This is a genomic window from Rhizobium sp. NPDC092011 (assembly GCF_044756305.1).
Lineage (GTDB): Bacteria > Pseudomonadota > Alphaproteobacteria > Rhizobiales > Rhizobiaceae > Rhizobium.
Map to the genome: position 1 here is coordinate 375249 of NZ_JBIVSO010000001.1, position 18797 is coordinate 394045.

An 18797-nucleotide genomic window follows, 5' to 3' on the forward strand; every position below is an offset into this window, starting at 1 on the left:
ATCCAACTTAAATTAATCGAAGAGCTTGACTAGAGTGGGCGGATCAGCGGCGCGATGCCGCCGTACTGTCATAAGACGCTCACATTGCGAGCATTGACTAAAGGAATTCATCGAAGCCCGGACGAGCCTTGCTGTCCGGGCTTCGGGTCGCGCTTTGCTTTCGGACGCTCCGCGTCGGCGGACGTCAAAACGACGAGACATTTCACATCGCTGCCAAGAGGCGACCAACTCCTCTTTGCGCAGTACCATTCGAGGCATTCAAGGGAGAAAGTCATGGATACAAAGGTTGAAAATGCGGGCAAGTGTCCGTTTCCGCACGGGAACACCAGCGTCTCGGCCAGATCGAACCGCGATTGGTGGCCGAACCAGCTGAACCTTAGGATCCTCCATCAGGGTTCCGCCTTGTCCAGCCCGCTCGACAATGGTTTCAACTATGCCGAAGCGTTCAAGAAGCTCGACCTGAAGGCACTCAAGCAAGACCTCGTCGCCCTGATGACGGATTCGCAGGAGTGGTGGCCGGCAGACTTTGGCCATTACGGTCCGCTCTTCATCCGCATGGCCTGGCACAGCGCCGGCACCTACCGCACAGGCGACGGCCGCGGCGGCGCCTCCTCGGGCACGCAGCGTTTTGCACCGCTCAACAGCTGGCCGGATAACGTCAACCTCGACAAGGCTCGCCGCCTGCTCTGGCCGATCAAGCAGAAATATGGCAACAGCATCTCCTGGGCCGACCTATTGATCCTCACCGGCAACGTCGCACTGGAATCCATGGGCTTCAAAACCTTCGGCTTCGGTGGCGGCCGTGAAGACGTTTGGGAGCCGGAAGAAGATATCTATTGGGGTGCGGAAGACACCTGGCTCGGCGACAAGCGCTATAGCGGCGACCGCGACCTCGAAAATCCGCTCGCAGCCGTGCAGATGGGCCTCATCTACGTCAACCCGGAAGGTCCGAACGGCAACCCCGATCCACTCGCTGCCGCTCGCGACATCCGTGAAACCTTTGCCCGCATGGCCATGAACGACGAGGAAACCGTCGCCCTCATCGCCGGCGGCCACACCTTCGGCAAGACCCACGGCGCGGGTGACGCTGCCCTCGTCGGTCCCGAACCGGAAGCAGCCGGTATCGAAGAACAGGGCCTCGGCTGGAAGAACAGCTTCGGCAGCGGCAAGGGTGGCGACGCGATCGGCAGCGGCCTCGAAGTCACCTGGACGTCGACGCCGACCAAGTGGAGCAACAACTTCTTCTGGAACCTGTTCGGCTACGATTGGGAACTGACGAAGAGCCCGGCCGGCGCACACCAGTGGACGCCGAAGCATGGTGCAGGCGCCAACTCGGTGCCGGATGCACACGACAAGTCCAAGCGTCATGCTCCGGCCATGCTGACCACGGACCTGGCGCTACGCTTCGATCCGGCTTACGAAAAAATCTCGCGCCACTTCTTCGAGAACCCGGAGGCATTCGCCGACGCCTTTGCCCGCGCCTGGTTCAAGCTGACGCACCGCGACATGGGGCCACGCGCACGCTACCTCGGCCCGGAAGTGCCGAGCGAAGAACTCATCTGGCAGGATCCCGTCCCGGATGCCGACTATGCCGAGATCGATGCCAATGATATTGCCGCCCTCAAGGGGCAGATCGCAGCTTCCGGCCTGACGATCCCTCAGCTCGTCTCGACTGCCTGGGCCTCTGCATCGACGTTCCGCGGCTCAGACAAGCGCGGGGGCGCGAACGGCGCGCGCATCCGTCTTTCGCCGCAGAAGGACTGGGAAGCCAACCAGCCGGCGCAGCTTGCTTCCGTGCTTCAGACGCTCGAAGGCATCCAGAAGAAGTTCAACGACGCCCAGACCGGTGGCAAGAAGGTATCGATTGCCGATCTGATCGTTCTTGGCGGCTCTGTCGCCATCGAGCAGGCCGCAAAGAAGGCGGGCCACGACGTGGTCGTGCCCTTCGTCGCCGGTCGTACCGATGCTTCTCAGGAACAGACTGATGTTGAAGCATTCGCCGTTCTGGAACCGATTGTGGACGGCTTCCGCAACTATCAGCGGCAGGCCTATACCGTTTCTGCGGAAGAGCTTCTGATTGACCGGGCGCAGTTGCTGACGCTTTCGGCGCCGGAACTGACCGTGCTCATCGGTGGTCTGCGTGCACTGAACGCCAATGTCGGCCAGACGCAGCATGGCGTCTTCACCAAACGTCCGGAAACGCTGACCAACGACTTCTTCGTCAATCTGCTCGACATGAGCACGGAATGGAAGGCCGTTTCCGACGCCAAGGACGTGTTCGAGGGGCGGGATCGCTCAACAGGCGACGTCAAGTGGACGGCCACCCGCGCCGATCTCGTCTTCGGCTCGAACTCGCAGCTGAGGGCGATCGCCGAAGTTTACGGCCAGGCCGATGCCGGACAGAAGTTTGTCCACGACTTCGTGGCTGCCTGGACGAAGGTGATGAACGCAGACCGCTTCGACATCGCCTGATGTAACACAAAGGGTCCGATGCGGCTGAATTTGTCGCGTCGGAAAACGCTGGCGCCCTTCATGCATTTCCTGCTGAGGGGCGCTTTAGTGTGAAATGACAGATCTTGGAGCGCTTCCAGGAAAAGCGCGTAGCGGCTGTCCATCGGGAGCGCGCAATAAAACAACAAGATAGAACCTGATGCCGAAGAGCGTCAGAAAACTTCGAGCGACATCCCGCTCTCCCCGTTTGCTTCCAAGCCAGCTCTGGATTTTAGATCAAACAGATCCAAAACCATCCGCGTCTAGCGGCTATTTTGCCGGGCTGAGCTGCAGGCGAGAAACGCCGGCGGCAACGTTGATGCCGGTTCCTGCTTCCGCACTCAGAGGCTGCAGAGCAAAGTTTTTCGAATTGCCCCCGACAAGGACGTTGGCGCCCAAACCGAGACCTACCGAGGCCCCCGCGGAAGCACCGACATATGTACCGGCAAGAGCGCCATCCCCGACACGTGTCGGAGCCGTGTTGACGACCACCCAGCTCAAATAGCTTTTGCCGGTAACGCCGACATCGATGCCCAGCTTGCCGATCGAACCGGCATAGCGCTCGACCTTGCCGGTTCGTTGCTTGAAGGTGCAGCTGACACTTTTGCTGGAGCCGAGGATCATACCCACGCCGCCTGCAACCACGCATGAGAGCGTCCCGAGTCTTTCCTTGGGCTGGGAGGCGAGTTGCTCATTCTGTTTCTTGGCAAGATGATGCGTGCTGGCAGCCGTGGCCACCGTACACAAGACAAAGGAAAGAACTGCAGTCGCAATGACAATCTTTCTCATGACGTCTCCTTCGACAATTTGAGCACAAACGCCAGTCCGTTTTTGCTTATATACCCGAACGCTTGTTTTCGACAGGCTTGCTGACGGCCGCAGTAGCAACATACCGACCAAACCAACTTCGGCATGTGGGTCAGCAATCTCGGGTAGGCGTCCGCTTGTCTCCACCCGTGATGCCGTACGGAGAGCAGCGGATACTCGAGCTTTGTGAAAGCGCGCTTATCTTGTTGTATTCTTCCACATTTCGGACGGAAAACGGTTGCGCAGCTCTCCCCGAAAGCCGTTAGGGAAGCCGGCGCCTTATAGTGTCATAATCCACGCAGCTCGATGGCGCCGCATTCTGCAGAACCGATGGCAGATCGAGAGAATGAACCGGAATCGTCAACACGTCGAGCGTCGCCGTCTGCTCGGGTGACAAGCGAACGTCGAGCGCGCCGAGGTCGTCCTCCAGTTGCTCGAGCGTATGCACGCCGATGATGGTCGAAGATACGGCAGGCCGCGCCAAAGCCCAGGCAAGTGCGACCCGAGCGGTGGTTGTCTCCAGTTCGGCCGCGATACGGATCAGGGCATCGACGATATCGAGGCGCTGCTCGTCGGGCTGCCTAGCGAGTGGAGATGGACGATCCGACTCAAGATTTGCGATATTCTTGCGCGTGTATTTCCCGCTGATGAGACCGCCATTCAGTGGCGAATGCGAGACGACACCAAGCCCCATCCCGCGCGCCATCGGAATAAGCTCGCTCTCGAACAGCCGCGCCGCCAGCGAATATTCGATCTGCAGACCTATGAAGGGAGTCCAGCCATGAAATTGGGCGATGACCTGCGCGTGCGCAACCTTCCAGGCCGGAGCATCGGAAATGCCGAAGTAGCGCAATTTTCCCGACCGGATGAGATCATTCAACCCCGCCAATATTTCGTCGAGAGGAACTTGCATGTCCCAATTATCGAGCCAAAAGAGATCGAGATAGTCGGTACGGAGTCGTCGCAGGGTCTCTTCGCAGGCAGAGACGATCGCTTCGCGCCCCAAGCCCTCCTCCTGTTGCTCGACGCCGAATTTGGCACCAAGGACGAGACGATCGCGGCTGGACGCTTTTTGCCCGAGATAGTTGCCGACAACCGTCTGCCCGCCCGGTTTTGCGTCACCTCTACCTGTATCGAGATAGTTGCCGCCCCGGTCGAGATAGCGGTCCAGGATCGCCGCCGGCCGGTTTGCCCGGGCTTGCCAAACATAGCTTTCGCCGAAAGTCATGGTTCCCAAGGCAAGTGGACTGACACGCAAACCGGAGCGGCCGAGCGCGACAAAATCATCAAGATGCATTCCGAGTCCCCCGACCGGCCTGGATTCCATGGACACACGTCCTAAGCTATATAAGTAATATCGCCGACAAAGGGAATTAGGCCGCAATTTATGATTTTACTATTCGGGATTCCGGACAATGCATCGGATTCCGACCACATCGCCGGTAAATACGAGGCCGCGCCCGCTATGCGACGCCTTGCAGGCCACGGGGCATGTTCGGCAAGGAACTATGTTCCAATTTCATGGGCTTAGCGGGCTGAACCATCAGCTTTCCGGGTTCAACACCGCTGCGGGCCAGGGATTGTTGCCTTCACGCAGCCACGACAAAGTGTCGGTCCAGAAGCCGGCGATATGACTGTCGTGAAACAGGGCGAAATGACCGATCTTGTCGCGGCCGAGATCCGCGGGTTTCAGCAACACAGCCGCGCGTTGAGCGCCGGTGTAATAGCCAAGCGCACGGCGAATGGCGGGCACGGTGCCGAGTTCGTCGTCTGAAACCGCAACCGCCAGGATCGGGGCCGAAACCGCCGCCATCCGCCGCAATACGTCCTCTCTTTCGGCTCTCGGGTGGTTAAGCTCAAACCGGCGCCTGCGAAAACTCCATTCATTCGCCACACCGGCTGGCAGGTCCTCCAGCCAACCAAGGCGCCGCCCGGGAAAATAACCGTAGAGAGCCGTCACCACGGGCATGGCAATGTGCCATTTGGCAAACAACCCCAAGCGACGGCGCGGCATGTAATCGCCCCACCACGCATATTGCGCCCCGACCGTCAGCATTCTGTCGATCTTTCCTGCGCTTTCGGCAAGGCCCGGCAGGAAGCCGCCGATGCTGTGGCCGACCACCATCAAGGAGCCGTTGCGTCGGTTGGCGGCCAACCATCGAACGGCTGCATCGAAGTCCTGCTCACCCCATTCCCGCCAACGATATCCGGACCCGCGCAGCTGGTTCGGTCGGGATTGGCCGATACCGCGGTAATCGAACGTGAGAACATCGAATCCGTGGCGCGTCAGAAATTGCGCGTAGCGATGATAATAGCGCGCGAGGACACCCGTCGCCGGGTTGATGATAACGCTGCCTTCCTGCCTCTTTGTTTCCGCAGGCCAAAGGTGCGCACCAAGAACGACACCATCCTGACAAGAAATGGAAATCGGCAGGCTGTTCGCGCTTGAGGGTGTCCGTGGTTGCTGGCTCATGGCTTATAAGATGAGGCGAAGCTCGCGTTGTGTATATTCACTACACGGTATACTTTGAGCCATGAGAGACAGCGCCCAACCCACACGCGAACGCATTCTTCACGCAGCCGGCAAGCTCTTCCATCGGGATGGCATCCGCGCGATCAGCGTCGATGCGATTGCCGAAAAGGCAGGCGTTACCAAGCGAACGCTCTACTATCACTTCCGCAGCAAGGACGACCTGATCGCCGCACATTTGCAGGCCCGCGACGAGCCGAACCTCACACTGTTCCAGCAGTGGTTCAGCGAGGCCGAAGGTGATATCGCAGACAAAGTTGCCGGCATATTTCGCCATCTGGCCCAATCTGCACGTGATGCCAAATGGAAAGGGTGCGGTTTCCTGCGCATGTCGGTGGAGCTGATCAATCTGCCGGGCCATCCGGCGCTGGTCGCAGCCCGCGCTCATAAAAAGCGCGTCGAGGATTGGCTCGGAACCCTTTTCGTAGAGGCCGGAGCCGGCGACGATGCGATACCTCTTGCACGCCAGATCATGCTGCTGCTCGACGGCTCGTTCGCAGTCGTGCTGCTTCATCGAGATCCGAGCTACATGGAAACGGCCGCAGATGCGGCAGTCGATCTTATCCGGCAAAGCCGAGGGAAATCACATGATCCAAAACGCGAAGACCACGCTGAGCTAGTTGAACGATAGAAGGCCATAGAGGGTGCCGGCTGCCTGATCGATCACCACACGTTGGCTTGCTTCGCTATCCTCGTCCTTCTTGTCTTCATTCTTCTTGGGGTCGTCCTGCCGTGCGATCGCTTTTCAAGCGCGCGCGTTACCTTGTCATTGTCGCCGCCCTCCGTGGCGCTGTTGAGAACATCCTCAAGCGACAGACCGAGCTTGTCTAGGCCAAGCTCTTTCTCCATCGCGTGGATGGCGGCCATTCCGCCGGGCTTTACCTTTATCTCGCCAAGGACTTTCTTCGCCGCCTTAACGAAATCATCTGTCGATCCATAATCTTTTGGATCGAGACCCAAAGCTTTGCCCGTGCGCTCGATCAGTTCGAGCTTTTGCTTCGCAATGCTGTCTCCACTCATACTGAACATGGCCTCGGAGACCTTGGAATGGGCATGGGTCGGCTGCTTGGAAACGCTTACGATATTCGGCTGGCCGGTTGCCACCGCGAGCAGCTTGTCCGTGCTGGACTGTTGCCGCTGCGACACCGTCGTGCTCGCGTTTGACTGCTGGAGAATGGCCAACGCCGCCGAAGGCAAGCCGGAAATCGATGTCATCGCGAACCCTCGAATGCGGAGGCCTCCCCTCATGGGGACCTAACGCAAGCCCTACGCCTCATGCGATAGTCGATGGCGGGAATACTACCGCAGGCTAGTTAAGGATTGAATAATAAAGGCTGTAGAGTACCGACAAACAACCCCATAAGTTGCACCGCCTCCAAAACGAAAACCGCTGCGAAGATGCCGACAGTTCCTAAGCGGCCGGGGCGGTGGAGATGACGCGTTGCGATCAATGGTATTTCAGGCGTTCTCGTTCCAATATGGCAGGCGCGTCGACACCCGCGATGGGCTGGGAAAGATCGCTCGAAATATCGCCCGCAAGCTGTAAGTCGAGATAGCGTGCACAGCACACTCGCAGGAACGACGTGAAATTGCCGAGATCATGACCGGCGTCGATCGACTCGTGGTGCAGCTTGGTGATCAGCTGCACCACGTTCATGCCGTCGCGCCGTGCGATTTCTTCCAGCTTCGACCAGAAGAAATTCTCCAGTCTGACGCTGGTCACCATGCCGTCGATGCGAAGGGAGCGCGTCGTGCTTTCCCAGAGTTTGGCATCGGCCTTGATGAACAATTCGCACATGCATGCCTCCCTTTTGGTCTCAGGCGGCGTTTGCTTCCGACAAAGCGGCAGCATCGAGTACTGCCATGAACTGCCGCAGCCACGACGGATGCGCCGGCCAGGCCGGTGCCGTGACAAGATTACCATCGGCCACAGCGTCGTTGATGGCAATATCGGCGTAGATGCCGCCGGCAAGTTCCACCTCGGGACGGCAAGCGGGATAGGCCGAGCACGTACGTCCCTTGAGAACGCCTGCAGCTGCCAGGAGTTGCGCGCCATGGCAGATGGCGGCGACGGGCTTGCCGGCCTCGAAGAAGTGCTGCACGGCCTTGATCACATCAGGATTGAGACGAAGATATTCCGGTGCACGGCCACCTGGAATAACGAGTGCGTCATAATCTTCGGCACGAACACTGGCAAAAGTCGCATTGAGCGCAAAATTATGGCCGCGCTTTTCCGAATAGGTCTGATCGCCTTCGAAATCATGGATCGCGGTTGCCACCGTCTCGCCGGCATTCTTGCCGGGGCAGACGGCGTGGACCGTATAGCCACACGCAAGCAGCGTCTGGAACGGTACCATGGTTTCATAGTCCTCGGTGAAATCACCTGTTATCATCAGAATCTTTGCAGCTGGCATCGTCTTCCTCCCTGAAAACCAACGCCATCACCCTAGCAAAGGATCTCGCGGCACGGGTATTAGGCAAATACTACAGACAAATATCCCGTCGTTTCATCAAGCCCGTGGGTTACCGATATCCGGGATTGCGCAAGCCTCGCCACCGCCGAAGAGACGCGAGCGCGTGAGAAAGCGCTTCTCCCGCCCGTTGTCGAGAGAGAACATGCCGCCGCGTCCCGGCACGACGTCGATGATGAGCTGCGTGTGCTTCCATGCCTCAAACTGGCTGCCGCTGATGTAGACCGGTACACCGCCGATCTCACCGAGCTTGACGTCGTTATCGCCGATCATGAACTCGTTTGCCGGATAGCACATCGGCGAAGAGCCGTCGCAACAGCCGCCCGACTGGTGAAACAGGATATCGGGATGATCCTGCTGGATCTCCCGGATGAGGTCCAGTGCCTTTTCCGTCGCCAATACCCTTGGCTCCGTGCCTGTATCAGCCATGACCATCCTCCTTGTTGATCGTAACGCACGAAGGCTCCCGGCCGCAGCCGGGAGCCTCACTGGCTTGGTTGGGAGGTCTCAGAAGAAGCCGAGCGCCTTCGGGCTATAGCTCACCAGCATGTTCTTGGTCTGCTGGTAGTGATCGAGCATCATCTTGTGGTTCTCGCGTCCAATGCCGGACTGCTTGTAGCCGCCGAAGGCCGCGTGCGCCGGGTAGGCGTGGTAGCAATTCGTCCAGACGCGCCCCGCCTGGATCTCACGGCCGAAGCGATAGGCGCGGTTGCCGTCGCGGGTCCACACACCGGCTCCGAGGCCATAGAGCGTGTCATTGGCGATTTCGAGCGCTTCCTTCTCGTCCTTGAAAGTCGTGACCGATACGACCGGACCAAAGATCTCCTCCTGGAAGATGCGCATCTTGTTATGGCCTTTGAAGATCGTCGGCTTGATGTAGTAGCCGCTTGCCAATTCACCACCAAGATCGGCGCGCGCGCCGCCCGTCAGAACTTCGGCGCCTTCCTGCCGGCCAATGTCGAGATAGGAGAGGATCTTCTCCATCTGCTCGCTCGATGCTTGCGCACCGATCATGGTTGCCGAGTCGAGCGGGTTGCCCTGCTTGATCGCTTCTACGCGCTTGATGGCCCTTTCCATGAAGCGGTCGTAGACCGACTCCTGAATGAGCGCGCGGCTCGGGCATGTGCAGACCTCACCCTGGTTGAGGGCAAACATCGCAAAGCCTTCCAACGCCTTGTCGAAGAAATCGTCATCTTCGGCCGCCACATCGGCAAAGAAGATATTCGGCGATTTGCCGCCGAGCTCGAGTGTGACGGGGATCAAGTTCTGGCTGGCATATTGCATGATCAGCCGGCCTGTCGTCGTCTCGCCGGTGAAGGCGATTTTGGCGATGCGCGGGCTGGTCGCGAGCGGCTTGCCGGCCTCAAGGCCAAAGCCGTTGACAATATTGAGGACGCCTGGCGGCAGGAGATCGCCAACCAGTTCCGCCCAGACGAGCAGTGAAGCCGGCGTCTGCTCGGCAGGTTTGATGACGACGCAATTGCCGGCGGCAAGCGCCGGTGCCAGCTTCCAGGCGGCCATCAGGATCGGGAAATTCCAGGGAATGATCTGGCCGACGACGCCGAGCGGCTCATGGAAGTGATAGGCGACGGTATCGTGGTCGATCTCGCCGATCGAGCCTTCCTGCGCCCGGATGCAGGAGGCGAAATAGCGGAAGTGGTCGATGGCGAGCGGAATATCGGCTGCCATGGTCTCGCGGATCGGCTTACCGTTGTCCCAGCTCTCCGCCTGCGCCAGGATCTCCAGCTTGTCTTCCATGCGCTGTGCGATCTTCATCAGGATATTGGAACGCTCGGTGGTCGAGGTCTTGCCCCATTTATCCTTGGCCGCATGGGCGGCATCGAGCGCAGCGTTGATATCCTTCTCGTCGGAGCGCGGTATCTCGCAGATCTTGCCGCCGGTGATCGGCGTCAGATTGTCGAAATATTTCCCGGCGATCGGTTCGCGCCACTCGCCACCAATATAGTTGCCGTATTTCAGCTTGAACGGAGATTCGACGATCTTTTGATGCAGCATGCCATCCTCCCTTGGTCGGCCGGTCCGCTAAGCGAACCCAATGGGAGAAATCTGCGTCCGTCCTCTCGCGAACGATAGTGGCGTGCAGCGATGCTGCAGCGCACAGTGTCGCAACACTGCGACAGCTGCCTCAGTCAAAAGCGCTTTGTGACCATGTCAATGCAGATTGAGCCGCTTCATCTTCCGATGGAGCGTCGAGCGGCTCATGCCGAGCGCGGTTGCCGCCTGGGAGACATTGCCGTTGGCGCGAGAAAGTGCCCTTAGCAATGCAGCGCGTTCGGCCTCCAGCAAATCCTCGCCCGCCTCCCCCTGCTGCTCACGCAGCACGTCAGAAGCGGGAATTCCGGCTTCAATACGATAATCGTCCAGCTTCAATGCGAGACGTGCGGCCTTCGTTGCTCCAAGCACCAGATCGTTGCGGTCGACGGCCAGCAGCGCCGAAGTGGACGCCGTATCCGTTGGAACCATAATGAAACGTGCGCCAGCGAAGGCACTCCTGAACAGATTGAGTTCGATGCGCACGGCCGCATCACGAACAGTTTGCGACAGGATCGTAAGGGTCGCATCGTTGACGTCATCGCGGCAGGTAGAAATATCCAGAGCGCCGGCCAGTTGCCCGCGATGATCCCGGATCGGCGCCGTCGTGCAGCTCAAGTCGATGTTGGCGCAAAGGAAGTGCTGATCGCGGAAAATCGCTACGGCTCGATCATCCGCCAATGCGGTTCCGATGCCGTTCGTCCCGACGCTTGCCTCAGTCCAGACCGAGCCTGTCCAAAGGCCGAGGTCGCGAAACTCTTTGTCGTCGCCGGCCGCCCCGCGACGCTCGAGCGCAATGCCATCCCGGTCGGTCAGCAATAGGCAGCAACCCGCCTTCCCGACAGCGAGGAAGAGGCGATCCAATTCATTGGTCGCTTCGGCAATCAGCCGCTCGGAGCGCTCGACGGCGGCGGCAAACTCCTGCCCGCTCAGCCGCATCGGCAGGCGCTTTTCTTCAGGAGCGAGACGATGCATGACCATGCAACGACGCCAGGAGGCGGCAACGGACGAACTCGCCGCCGCCGACTGTGCCGACGCGTAGACCTGATCCGCATGCGCGGAATATTGGTGCATCTGGCTCCTCCCACCGAACGCGAAAGCAATTGTCGCTAAAAAAATAGGCCAAGGCAATCCTTCATCGGTTCTTTCGCCTTCTCGCATTCTCAAGGGGACGGAGCCTCCTCCCCGTTCAGGCCTTAGATTCGGGGGCTTCGCCCCTTTCAGGCGGCTGTCAGCGTCTTGTTGTACCAGCAACGAAACGACAAGACGGAGCTTGAGGCCTAGTTTCATGAATGCCAGGTTCATCGGTGAGCATTTTGCCCGCAAAGGGAAGTCGCCCTTTTGCGCGCATAGGGGTTTGACCCGATGAAACAAGCGCTGATCGGCACGGCCGACACCTGCCGCACTCGTCTGGTCAACGGCATTCGCCGGTTTTTCGAAACCCCGGCGCTCGCTCCCCCGGCCAACCGTCCCCTGCTTGAGCGCCCGATCGCTATTCTCCTCATCTTCTTCGTTTTGTCTTTGCTCGTCATGAAGACAGCGGACTACCCGCTCGGGGTCTGGATGAAGTCTTTTCCTGAGCAGCTGCGCGGAACAGCCAAGTGGATAAGCAGCTTCGGCACCGGCCTTCTCGTTCTGTCATTCAGCGGCGCCTTTCTGATATTCGGCGCGCTCATGCCGGCACACAGGCTGCGCAAATCGGCCCGTACTGGAGCCGATCTCGTTGCGACCGCGGCAGCCTTCATCTTCCTGTCGGTTGCCGGCGGCGGCATCGTCGACTCGCTTCTCAAGAACTCCATCGGCCGCGCGCGCCCCGAGCTTCTGGACACGAACGGCGCCTTTTCTTTTCGGCCCTTCGCCTTCCATGCGGACTTCGCATCGTTCCCATCCGGGCATTCGGCAACCGCAGGCGCAATGGCAATGTCGCTGGCTCTCGTTTTCCCGCGTCTGCGCCCGATTTTCATATCCGCCGGCGTACTGATCTGTCTCTCGCGACAGTGGGTAGGCGCCCATTGGGCGAGCGATACCCTCATGGGCTGGGGCGTCGGTGTGGCGTTCGCCCTATCGCTGGCCCATGCCTTTGCTCGCCGGCGACTGCTGTTTACCTACGCTTCCGACGGTCATCTCTGCCCCGGCGAACGATATAAGGCCGTCCTGATGATCTTGCGTACACTGCTGCGCCGCCGGTTGACGCGGAATACCAAAGCGCAGAAAGCCTGCGCATTGAAGCCGACACTTCCCTCCCGGGCATTGGAAACACAGCCCTGACCAGCCACGCGCAGCGTGACCCCTTGCATTCCGTGCGCCTGACGAAAGAGCCCGTCATCCGGCGATTGGCACGCTGAGATTGCCAATCGAATACGATTGCACCCTCGCCACCGACAAGCCCACCCCGACCTAGCCGCGCTCCCTTTGGCGCCCTTCCGTTCGAATTCAAATTTCCTGCGCGCAGGCCGACGGATTTGCCGATCTGCCTCGTTCAAGCCTTGAAGGGATAACAATCAGTTTCTTCAGGAAGAGAGTACATCATGAGAAAGCTCACTTTGCTTGCCTTGGCAGCAGCAGCCTGCGTTGCCGCCATTTCACCAGCCGAAGCCCGCGACGGATGCGGCGTCGGCTTCCATCGCGGTCCCTATGGCTATTGCCGCCCGAATGGACGGCCCGTTGTCGTCGTCCCAGCCGGTCCCGCCGTTGGCATCTTTTACCCCGGCCGCGGCTATTGGGACGGACACCGCTATTGGGTACACCGCGAGCGCTGGCATGATGGCTGGCGCTACCGCTGAGACATGACATTCGACCCGGCTCCTATGATCGGGTCGAATGCAACCACGGCGCCGACCTGACGATCGGCTCTTACCGGGATCTGTCTTGCATACCCTGCAGACCAGCGTTGCCTTGCACGCGTTGGTCTGCAATTGACGCCCGGTTCACAACCGGGCAAAGCTGTCGGTCGAACCAGCGATAACGAGCGTGACCTCGCGCATGAGCGACAGCAACGACATTGACCATCACGGTCCCATCATCGTGTTCGATGCCATGTGCGTCTTATGCTCGGCCAATGCACAATTCGTGCTGACGCACGATCGCCAGGGCCGCTTCCGCCTCACCTCGATGCAGAACGAAACGGGAGCCGAACTCTATCGACGCTGCGGTATCGATCCCGCCAATCCGGATAGTATGATCATCGTGGATGGCACGACTGTGTTGCGGGACAGCGACGCGGTGCTCTCGATCTATGCCGGCCTTGGCTGGCCCTGGAAGGCATTCTCCTGGCTGAGCCTGGTTCCCCGCGCGCTGCGAGATCCCGCCTATCGCTGGCTGGCCCGCAACCGCTACCGCTTTTTTGGCCGACGCGAGACCTGCTGGCTGCCGACGCCGGAACAGGCGGATCGCATCCTTTGAAGAAGGTTCTCGTTCTTGGAGGCTATGGCGGTTTCGGCTCCCGCCTCGCGCGAAGGCTGGCCAGTGACGGCTTTCAGGTTCTGGTCGCCGGGAGAAATCGCCATGCGGCGGAAACGCTTGCCCGCCAGTTGCCACATGCAATCGGGCTCAGCGCAGACCGTAATGGCGATCTCATCCCCATCTTGAAGCAGCATGCGCCCTTTCTGCTCATCGACGCCGCAGGTCCCTTTCAACAGAGTGACCATCGCGTCGCCCGAGCCTGCATTGCAGCGGGTGTCCACTATATCGACCTCGCCGATGCGCGCGATTTCGTTGGCGCGATCAGCCCGCTGGACGACCAGGCTCATGCTGCGGGCGTCACAATCATCTCCGGAGCATCGAGCGTCCCTGCCCTGTCCGGTGCCGTCGTCGCCGAACTTACGCACGACATGAGCGAAGTTCGCTCGATCGAGATGTCGATCAGCGCCTCCAACCGCGCAACGGCAGGGACATCGGTCGCCTCTGCAATCCTCAGCTATGTCGGCAAACCGGTGCGGCTTTGGCATGGCCGGCGTTGGCAGGAGATGATCGGCTGGCACATGCTGAAACGCGAGCGCTACACCATCGCCGGCAAGCGCGATTTGCAGCGACTGGTCGCACTTGCCGACGTGCCGGATCATGATCTCCTGGTCGACGGCGTGAAAGGCAAACCGAGCGTCATCTTCCGGGCAGGGCCCGAGTTCGCCTTCCAGACGCTGGCGCTTTGGCTGCTATCCTGGCCAGTGGTTTGGGGCTGGCTGCCGTCGCTGAGGAAGGCAAGCCGCGCGCTGCTGCCTCTCCAAGGCTTGACCGCGCAGCTCGGTACCAGGCGATCCGCCATGACTTTGAGGGTGAAGGGAATTTCGAAAGAGACGATGTTAAGCCGCCGTTGGACGCTCATCGCCGAAGACGGTGACGGTGTGGAAATCCCGGCTCTACCCGCCCAGCTATTAGCCCGCGCCTTGGCTGACGGACGCCTTCCGCGTGGTGCTTATCATGCTGGCGGTCTGCTGCGACTTGCCGGATTTCAAGACCTGTTCCGGGGCTTGGCCATCAGCCAGGAAATCAGCGAAAAAATCTACAAGCCGCTCTATCAGCGCGTCATGGGCATCACCTTTGCGCGCCTGTCGGAACCAGTCCGGGCCATGCGCGCAGTCTTCGGGGACGGCGGCGCCAAGGGCGAAGCTATGGTCAGCCGCGGTCGCACTTTCATGGCTCGTCTGGTTGCCGGCATATTCGGATTTCCGCCGGCTGGCCATCACCCCCTGCACGTCTCCTTCGAGGAAGAAAACGGCATCGAGCGATGGACCCGGGACTTTTCCGGTCGACGCTTTTCCAGCCATCTGAGTGAGCAGAACGGCCATCTCGTCGAGCGCTTCGGCCCTTTCCGGTTCGCATTCGATCTGCTGCCGCGCGACAACGGCCTCAGCATGGAGATACGCGGCTGGTCCTTTTTCGGCGTTCGGCTCCCGCTCGCTCTCGCGCCACGCAGCACCGCCTATGAATGGTCGGCGGACGAACGCTTTCACTTCGATGTTTCGATCGCCCTCCCACTTGTCGGCTTGGTCGTGCATTATCGCGGCTGGCTGCGGTCACTTGGCTGACCCTCTCCATGTTTTCGATAATTGCCAATCGCCACCGGCCGATCTGGCTGCCGGTGGCGAGGTGTTCTGGATGACTAGCTGGTCGCGCTTGCCGCGCTGAGGACAGCTTTGACCGTTGCTGCGGCAACATCTTCATCGATACCTACGCCAAAGACCTGCCTGCCATCCGGCCGCACGCATTGCAGATAGGCGGCCGCCTTTGCATCCGTTCCCCGACGAAGCGCATGCTCCTGATAATCCATGACGTTGAGCGTCACACCAAATGCGTCAGCGATCGCAGAGAGGGTCGCCGAGACGAGGCCGTTGCCGCGCCCGGTGACCGCAACATCCTGGCCCCGATGTCGAATGCGGCCGGTAAACACACGGTCCGCGCCCAACCCTCGGCGGAAGCCACCCTCATATTCGACAAGTTCGAAGCTTTCGCCATCATCGACATGATAGGCGCGCACGAATTCCTTCCAGATATCCTCCGCCATCAGCTCACGCTTGGTACTGTCGGCGAGAAGCTGCACGCGCCTGCTGAAATCGACCTGCATGGCACGCGGTAACTTCAGGCCCTTGTCCTGTTCGATCACCCAGGCGACGCCACCCTTGCCGGACTGACTGTTGACGCGAATGACGGCCTCATAACTCTCACCGATATCGGCGGGATCGACGGGCAGATAGGGCATTTCCCACACGCCGTCGTTGCGTCGCTCATGCGCGGCAAATCCCTTGCGTATGGCATCCTGATGCGAACCGGAAAAGGCTGTGTGCACCAGTTCGCCCGCATAGGGATGGCGCGGATGAACGGGCAACCCGTTGCAATACTCCACCGTCCTGACCACATCGCGGATGGACGGGAAGGAGAGGCCAGGATCGATACCCTGCGTGTAGAGATTCAGGGCCAACGTCACCAGATCGACATTGCCGGTGCGTTCGCCGTTGCCGAAAAGGCAACCTTCGACACGATCGGCACCGGCCAGGAGAGCCTGTTCGGCCGAGGCGACGGCCGTGCCTCGATCATTATGCGGGTGGACGCTGATAATGACGGCATCGCGCCGGGAAATATTGCGGCAGAACCATTCGATCTGGTCGGCATAGACGTTGGGCATTGCGACTTCGACCGTCGCCGGCAGATTGAGGATGGCCGGGCGTTCTGCTGTCGGCTGCCAGACATCGAGCACGCGCTCGCAGATTTCCAGAGCGAAATCCGGCTCGGTGAAGCAGAAGGTCTCCGGCGAATATTCGAAGGTCCAGTCGGTCTCCGGCTGCTTGCGGCTCTCCTCCAGCATCGCGGTGACGCCGCTGACGGCGAGGTCGACGATCTCATGCCGCTCCATGCCGAAGACCACACGCCGGAAGAGCGGTGCCGTCGCATTATAGAGGTGAACGATGGCCTTGCGAGCGCCAACCAGGGATTCGAATGTACGTGCGATGAGATCGGCACGAGACTGGGTCAGCACCTGTATCGTCACGTCCTCGGGGATGCGACCCTGCTCGATCAGCGCCCGGACAAAATCGAATTCGATCTGTGAGGCCGATGGAAATGCGACCTCGATCTCCTTGAAGCCGCAAGCGATCAGCATGTCATAGAAGCGCAGCTTGCGTTCGACATCCATCGGATTGGCAAGCGCTTGATTGCCGTCTCGCAAATCCGTGGAGAGCCAGCGCGGCGCCATGGCGAGCCGCCTGCTCGGCCATTTTCGGTCGGGCAATTCGATGGGGGAAACAAAGGGGCGATATTTGGTTTCGGGGTTCGTCAACATGATCCGTTCCGTTGCGTATCGGTATTCTTGGAGAAAAGCGGACAGCGGCCTACGGTCGCCGGGAAGCCGTCAGTCCCGACGACCGCCGCTAAGTCGAAGCGCAACGGAAAGAAGCTCACGAACGGACATGTCAGCCTGGCTCGCCAGCAGATGCAAGGGTGCGACGGCTGCGGAACGCTGCCACTCGGATCCATGCAAATTGCGGGAAGGGATGAACACCTGACGATATGGTCCTGCTTGAAAGGACCCATAGGCTACCGCCGCCAACTCTGATAGTCTCGCGCCTATGGATCAATTATCGTCGCAAAAGGATCAAACCTACCTGCAGCATGGCGCCAATGTTGCCGAAGGCATTGCCGTCATCGCACACGATCAGCACCGTTTCTCCGGCCCAAGGCATAGCCACCGACAGGCACAACTGCTCTACGCCGTCGACGGTGTGATATCCTTGACAACGGATAGCGGCACCTGGGTGGTGCCCCCAAGTCGCGCGGTGTGGCTGCCGCCCAATCTTGAGCATGCGACCGCAAGCCACACGAATGTTCAGTTTCGCTCGCTGTTGATCGATGTCGAGGGCAATGCCGCCCTGCCGAATGAGTGCATGGTGGTGGAAGTCACCCCGCTGCTGCGCGAGCTCATTCTCAGGCTGGTGAGCCTCGCGGAAAAACCGGATCGCCGGGACATGGTACAGGCAGTCATTCGCCTATTGCTGCTGGAGTTGACCTTTCTGCCGGCACAGCCGCTCAATCTGCCGTTGCCGCGACATCAGGCGCTTGCGGCCTTCTGCGAGATGATGCGTAGCGATCTTGCAAGAACGATCTCGATCGAGGAAGCGGCGGTGGCGCTGCACATGAGCCGCGCCACGCTCATGCGGCTGTTTCAGCGGGAAACCGGTCTGAGCTTCGGTCGATGGCGTCAGCAGGCGCGGATGTTGAAGGCGCTGACGCTGCTCGCGGAAGGCAGAAGCATCCTCGATGTCGCTCTGGAATGCGGCTATGACAGCCCAAGCGCCTTCTCAGCCATGTTCCGCCGATCGCTCGGCCGTTCGCCGCGCAATTACTTCCGATCCGTTTTCCCTGCGGCAGGGGAAAATATGGATATGGTGGACGGACAATAGCTACCGATCGCCGGCTAGGCAGCCGAACATGCGAAAATCGTGGAAAGCACCCTTGAATCGCGCCTTCTGGCGAAGCGTGCCCTCATACCGGAACCCCGCTTTCTCAAGAACCCGATCGGAGCCCCCGTTTCCGGGCAAGGTCCAGGCCTCGATGCGGTTCAGCAAAAAATCGTCGAAACCGCATTGGACAACGGCTCGCGCCGCCTCGCTCATCAGCCCTTTGCCCCAGGCCGAGGGATGCAGTTCGTATCCCAGCTCGGCACAGCTGGCGCGCCTGTCAAATCGGTTAAACCGGATAGCCCCGAGCAGATCGCTGGAGCCTCTATCTTCGATAAACCAGGTGCATCCTGTTCCTTTGGGGAAGATTGTGCACATCCATTTCAGGGAGCGGTCGATTTGCGCCTTTGTCGGGGCGTCATACCAATTGGAGAAACGTGTGACTTCCGGAATCGAAATCAATGCGTGGAAGCGGTCTCGATCATCCATGATTGGTTCGCGCAGTCGCAGCCGCTCGGTTACGAGTGCGGGGAATTTGCGGTTCGGCCAAGCTATCCTCAT

At 59.8% G+C, this 18797-nt stretch carries 18 protein-coding genes; 7 read left to right on the forward strand and 11 right to left on the reverse strand.

Annotated features, from left to right (window positions below; translation table 11 throughout):
• The first annotated feature begins 273 nt into the window (after positions 1 to 273).
• Complete coding sequence (gene katG, locus ACIQJ2_RS01975; protein WP_400666160.1) at positions 274 to 2472, forward strand: catalase/peroxidase HPI; 2199 nt, start codon at positions 274 to 276, stop codon at positions 2470 to 2472.
• A gap of 288 nt (positions 2473 to 2760) precedes the next feature.
• Here katG and ACIQJ2_RS01980 read toward each other — a convergent pair whose 3' ends face one another.
• From ACIQJ2_RS01980 to ACIQJ2_RS01990, 3 genes are all read right to left on the reverse strand, one after another.
• Positions 2761 to 3279, reverse strand: a complete 519-nt coding sequence (locus ACIQJ2_RS01980) for a DUF992 domain-containing protein (protein WP_400666158.1) — start codon at positions 3277 to 3279, stop codon at positions 2761 to 2763.
• A 280-nt stretch (positions 3280 to 3559) separates the two neighbouring features.
• Positions 3560 to 4594: an aldo/keto reductase gene (locus ACIQJ2_RS01985; protein WP_400666157.1), complete on the reverse strand. Its 1035-nt coding sequence runs from the start codon at positions 4592 to 4594 to the stop codon at positions 3560 to 3562.
• Positions 4595 to 4840: 246 nt separating this feature from the next.
• Positions 4841 to 5770 carry an alpha/beta fold hydrolase gene (locus ACIQJ2_RS01990; protein ID WP_400666155.1) on the reverse strand — a complete coding sequence of 310 codons (930 nt, stop codon included), beginning with the start codon at positions 5768 to 5770 and terminating at the stop codon, positions 4841 to 4843.
• Between the two features lie 61 nt (positions 5771 to 5831).
• Here ACIQJ2_RS01990 and ACIQJ2_RS01995 point away from each other — a divergent pair, with 61 nt between their 5' ends.
• Positions 5832 to 6458 carry a TetR/AcrR family transcriptional regulator gene (locus ACIQJ2_RS01995; RefSeq protein WP_400666153.1) on the forward strand — a complete coding sequence of 209 codons (627 nt, stop codon included), beginning with the start codon at positions 5832 to 5834 and terminating at the stop codon, positions 6456 to 6458.
• 32 nt (positions 6459 to 6490) lie between these two features.
• Here ACIQJ2_RS01995 and ACIQJ2_RS02000 read toward each other — a convergent pair whose 3' ends face one another.
• From ACIQJ2_RS02000 to ACIQJ2_RS02025, 6 genes are all read right to left on the reverse strand, one after another.
• A complete protein-coding gene (locus ACIQJ2_RS02000; protein WP_400666151.1) occupies positions 6491 to 7042 on the reverse strand; it encodes a hypothetical protein in 552 nt (183 codons plus the stop codon).
• Between the two features lie 232 nt (positions 7043 to 7274).
• Positions 7275 to 7625 carry a ribbon-helix-helix domain-containing protein gene (locus tag ACIQJ2_RS02005; RefSeq protein WP_199147621.1) on the reverse strand — a complete coding sequence of 117 codons (351 nt, stop codon included), beginning with the start codon at positions 7623 to 7625 and terminating at the stop codon, positions 7275 to 7277.
• A gap of 19 nt (positions 7626 to 7644) precedes the next feature.
• Positions 7645 to 8241 (reverse strand): DJ-1/PfpI family protein, encoded by a 597-nt coding sequence (locus ACIQJ2_RS02010; protein ID WP_199147619.1) that lies wholly within the window; start codon positions 8239 to 8241, stop codon positions 7645 to 7647.
• Positions 8242 to 8337: 96 nt separating this feature from the next.
• On the reverse strand, positions 8338 to 8727 hold the full coding sequence (locus tag ACIQJ2_RS02015) for a DUF779 domain-containing protein (RefSeq protein ID WP_199147617.1): 390 nt from the start codon (positions 8725 to 8727) through the stop codon (positions 8338 to 8340).
• Between the two features lie 78 nt (positions 8728 to 8805).
• Positions 8806 to 10314 (reverse strand): aldehyde dehydrogenase, encoded by a 1509-nt coding sequence (gene adh, locus ACIQJ2_RS02020; RefSeq protein WP_184703254.1) that lies wholly within the window; start codon positions 10312 to 10314, stop codon positions 8806 to 8808.
• A 156-nt stretch (positions 10315 to 10470) separates the two neighbouring features.
• On the reverse strand, positions 10471 to 11424 hold the full coding sequence (locus ACIQJ2_RS02025) for a GAF domain-containing protein (protein ID WP_199147615.1): 954 nt from the start codon (positions 11422 to 11424) through the stop codon (positions 10471 to 10473).
• 291 nt (positions 11425 to 11715) lie between these two features.
• Between ACIQJ2_RS02025 and ACIQJ2_RS02030 the strand changes: the two genes are divergently transcribed.
• The 4 genes from ACIQJ2_RS02030 to ACIQJ2_RS02045 all read left to right on the forward strand — a co-directional run bounded on the left by ACIQJ2_RS02030 (position 11716) and on the right by ACIQJ2_RS02045 (position 15374).
• Positions 11716 to 12618: a phosphatase PAP2 family protein gene (locus ACIQJ2_RS02030; RefSeq protein ID WP_199147613.1), complete on the forward strand. Its 903-nt coding sequence runs from the start codon at positions 11716 to 11718 to the stop codon at positions 12616 to 12618.
• Positions 12619 to 12878: 260 nt separating this feature from the next.
• A complete protein-coding gene (locus ACIQJ2_RS02035) occupies positions 12879 to 13133 on the forward strand; it encodes a GCG_CRPN prefix-to-repeats domain-containing protein (RefSeq protein WP_199147611.1) in 255 nt (84 codons plus the stop codon).
• Positions 13134 to 13332: 199 nt separating this feature from the next.
• Positions 13333 to 13752, forward strand: coding sequence for a thiol-disulfide oxidoreductase DCC family protein (locus tag ACIQJ2_RS02040; protein WP_400666145.1), 420 nt, complete (start codon positions 13333 to 13335; stop codon positions 13750 to 13752).
• Positions 13749 to 15374: an SDR family NAD(P)-dependent oxidoreductase gene (locus ACIQJ2_RS02045; protein ID WP_400666143.1), complete on the forward strand. Its 1626-nt coding sequence runs from the start codon at positions 13749 to 13751 to the stop codon at positions 15372 to 15374. Before ACIQJ2_RS02040 ends, ACIQJ2_RS02045 begins: the two co-directional genes overlap by 4 nt.
• Positions 15375 to 15448: 74 nt before the next feature.
• Here the strand turns inward: ACIQJ2_RS02045 and leuA are convergent, their stop codons facing one another.
• Positions 15449 to 17122 (reverse strand): 2-isopropylmalate synthase, encoded by a 1674-nt coding sequence (gene leuA, locus ACIQJ2_RS02050; RefSeq protein WP_199147609.1) that lies wholly within the window; start codon positions 17120 to 17122, stop codon positions 15449 to 15451.
• Positions 17123 to 17408: 286 nt separating this feature from the next.
• On the opposite strand from leuA, the gene ACIQJ2_RS02055 reads away from it, so the two are divergent.
• Entirely contained in the window at positions 17409 to 18239 is an 831-nt protein-coding gene (locus tag ACIQJ2_RS02055; protein ID WP_400666141.1) for an AraC family transcriptional regulator, read from the forward strand.
• On the opposite strand, the gene ACIQJ2_RS02060 is transcribed toward ACIQJ2_RS02055, so the two are convergent.
• Positions 18240 to 18797: a GNAT family N-acetyltransferase gene (locus tag ACIQJ2_RS02060; protein ID WP_400666139.1), complete on the reverse strand. Its 558-nt coding sequence runs from the start codon at positions 18795 to 18797 to the stop codon at positions 18240 to 18242. It abuts the gene before it with no gap.

Bases quoted from the DNA above. Each gene is read 5' to 3' on its own strand.
- katG (WP_400666160.1), top strand. From the start codon at position 274: ATGGATACAAAGGTTGAAAATGCGGGCAAGTGTCCGTTTCCGCACGGG.
- ACIQJ2_RS01980 (WP_400666158.1), bottom strand. From the start codon at position 3,279: ATGAGAAAGATTGTCATTGCGACTGCAGTTCTTTCCTTTGTCTTGTGT.
- ACIQJ2_RS01985 (WP_400666157.1), bottom strand. From the start codon at position 4,594: ATGCATCTTGATGATTTTGTCGCGCTCGGCCGCTCCGGTTTGCGTGTC.
- ACIQJ2_RS01990 (WP_400666155.1), bottom strand. From the start codon at position 5,770: ATGAGCCAGCAACCACGGACACCCTCAAGCGCGAACAGCCTGCCGATT.
- ACIQJ2_RS01995 (WP_400666153.1), top strand. From the start codon at position 5,832: ATGAGAGACAGCGCCCAACCCACACGCGAACGCATTCTTCACGCAGCC.
- ACIQJ2_RS02000 (WP_400666151.1), bottom strand. From the start codon at position 7,042: ATGACATCGATTTCCGGCTTGCCTTCGGCGGCGTTGGCCATTCTCCAG.
- ACIQJ2_RS02005 (WP_199147621.1), bottom strand. From the start codon at position 7,625: ATGTGCGAATTGTTCATCAAGGCCGATGCCAAACTCTGGGAAAGCACG.
- ACIQJ2_RS02010 (WP_199147619.1), bottom strand. From the start codon at position 8,241: ATGCCAGCTGCAAAGATTCTGATGATAACAGGTGATTTCACCGAGGAC.
- ACIQJ2_RS02015 (WP_199147617.1), bottom strand. From the start codon at position 8,727: ATGGCTGATACAGGCACGGAGCCAAGGGTATTGGCGACGGAAAAGGCA.
- adh (WP_184703254.1), bottom strand. From the start codon at position 10,314: ATGCTGCATCAAAAGATCGTCGAATCTCCGTTCAAGCTGAAATACGGC.
- ACIQJ2_RS02025 (WP_199147615.1), bottom strand. From the start codon at position 11,424: ATGCACCAATATTCCGCGCATGCGGATCAGGTCTACGCGTCGGCACAG.
- ACIQJ2_RS02030 (WP_199147613.1), top strand. From the start codon at position 11,716: ATGAAACAAGCGCTGATCGGCACGGCCGACACCTGCCGCACTCGTCTG.
- ACIQJ2_RS02035 (WP_199147611.1), top strand. From the start codon at position 12,879: ATGAGAAAGCTCACTTTGCTTGCCTTGGCAGCAGCAGCCTGCGTTGCC.
- ACIQJ2_RS02040 (WP_400666145.1), top strand. From the start codon at position 13,333: ATGAGCGACAGCAACGACATTGACCATCACGGTCCCATCATCGTGTTC.
- leuA (WP_199147609.1), bottom strand. From the start codon at position 17,122: ATGTTGACGAACCCCGAAACCAAATATCGCCCCTTTGTTTCCCCCATC.
- ACIQJ2_RS02055 (WP_400666141.1), top strand. From the start codon at position 17,409: ATGGATCAATTATCGTCGCAAAAGGATCAAACCTACCTGCAGCATGGC.
- ACIQJ2_RS02060 (WP_400666139.1), bottom strand. From the start codon at position 18,797: ATGAGGATAGCTTGGCCGAACCGCAAATTCCCCGCACTCGTAACCGAG.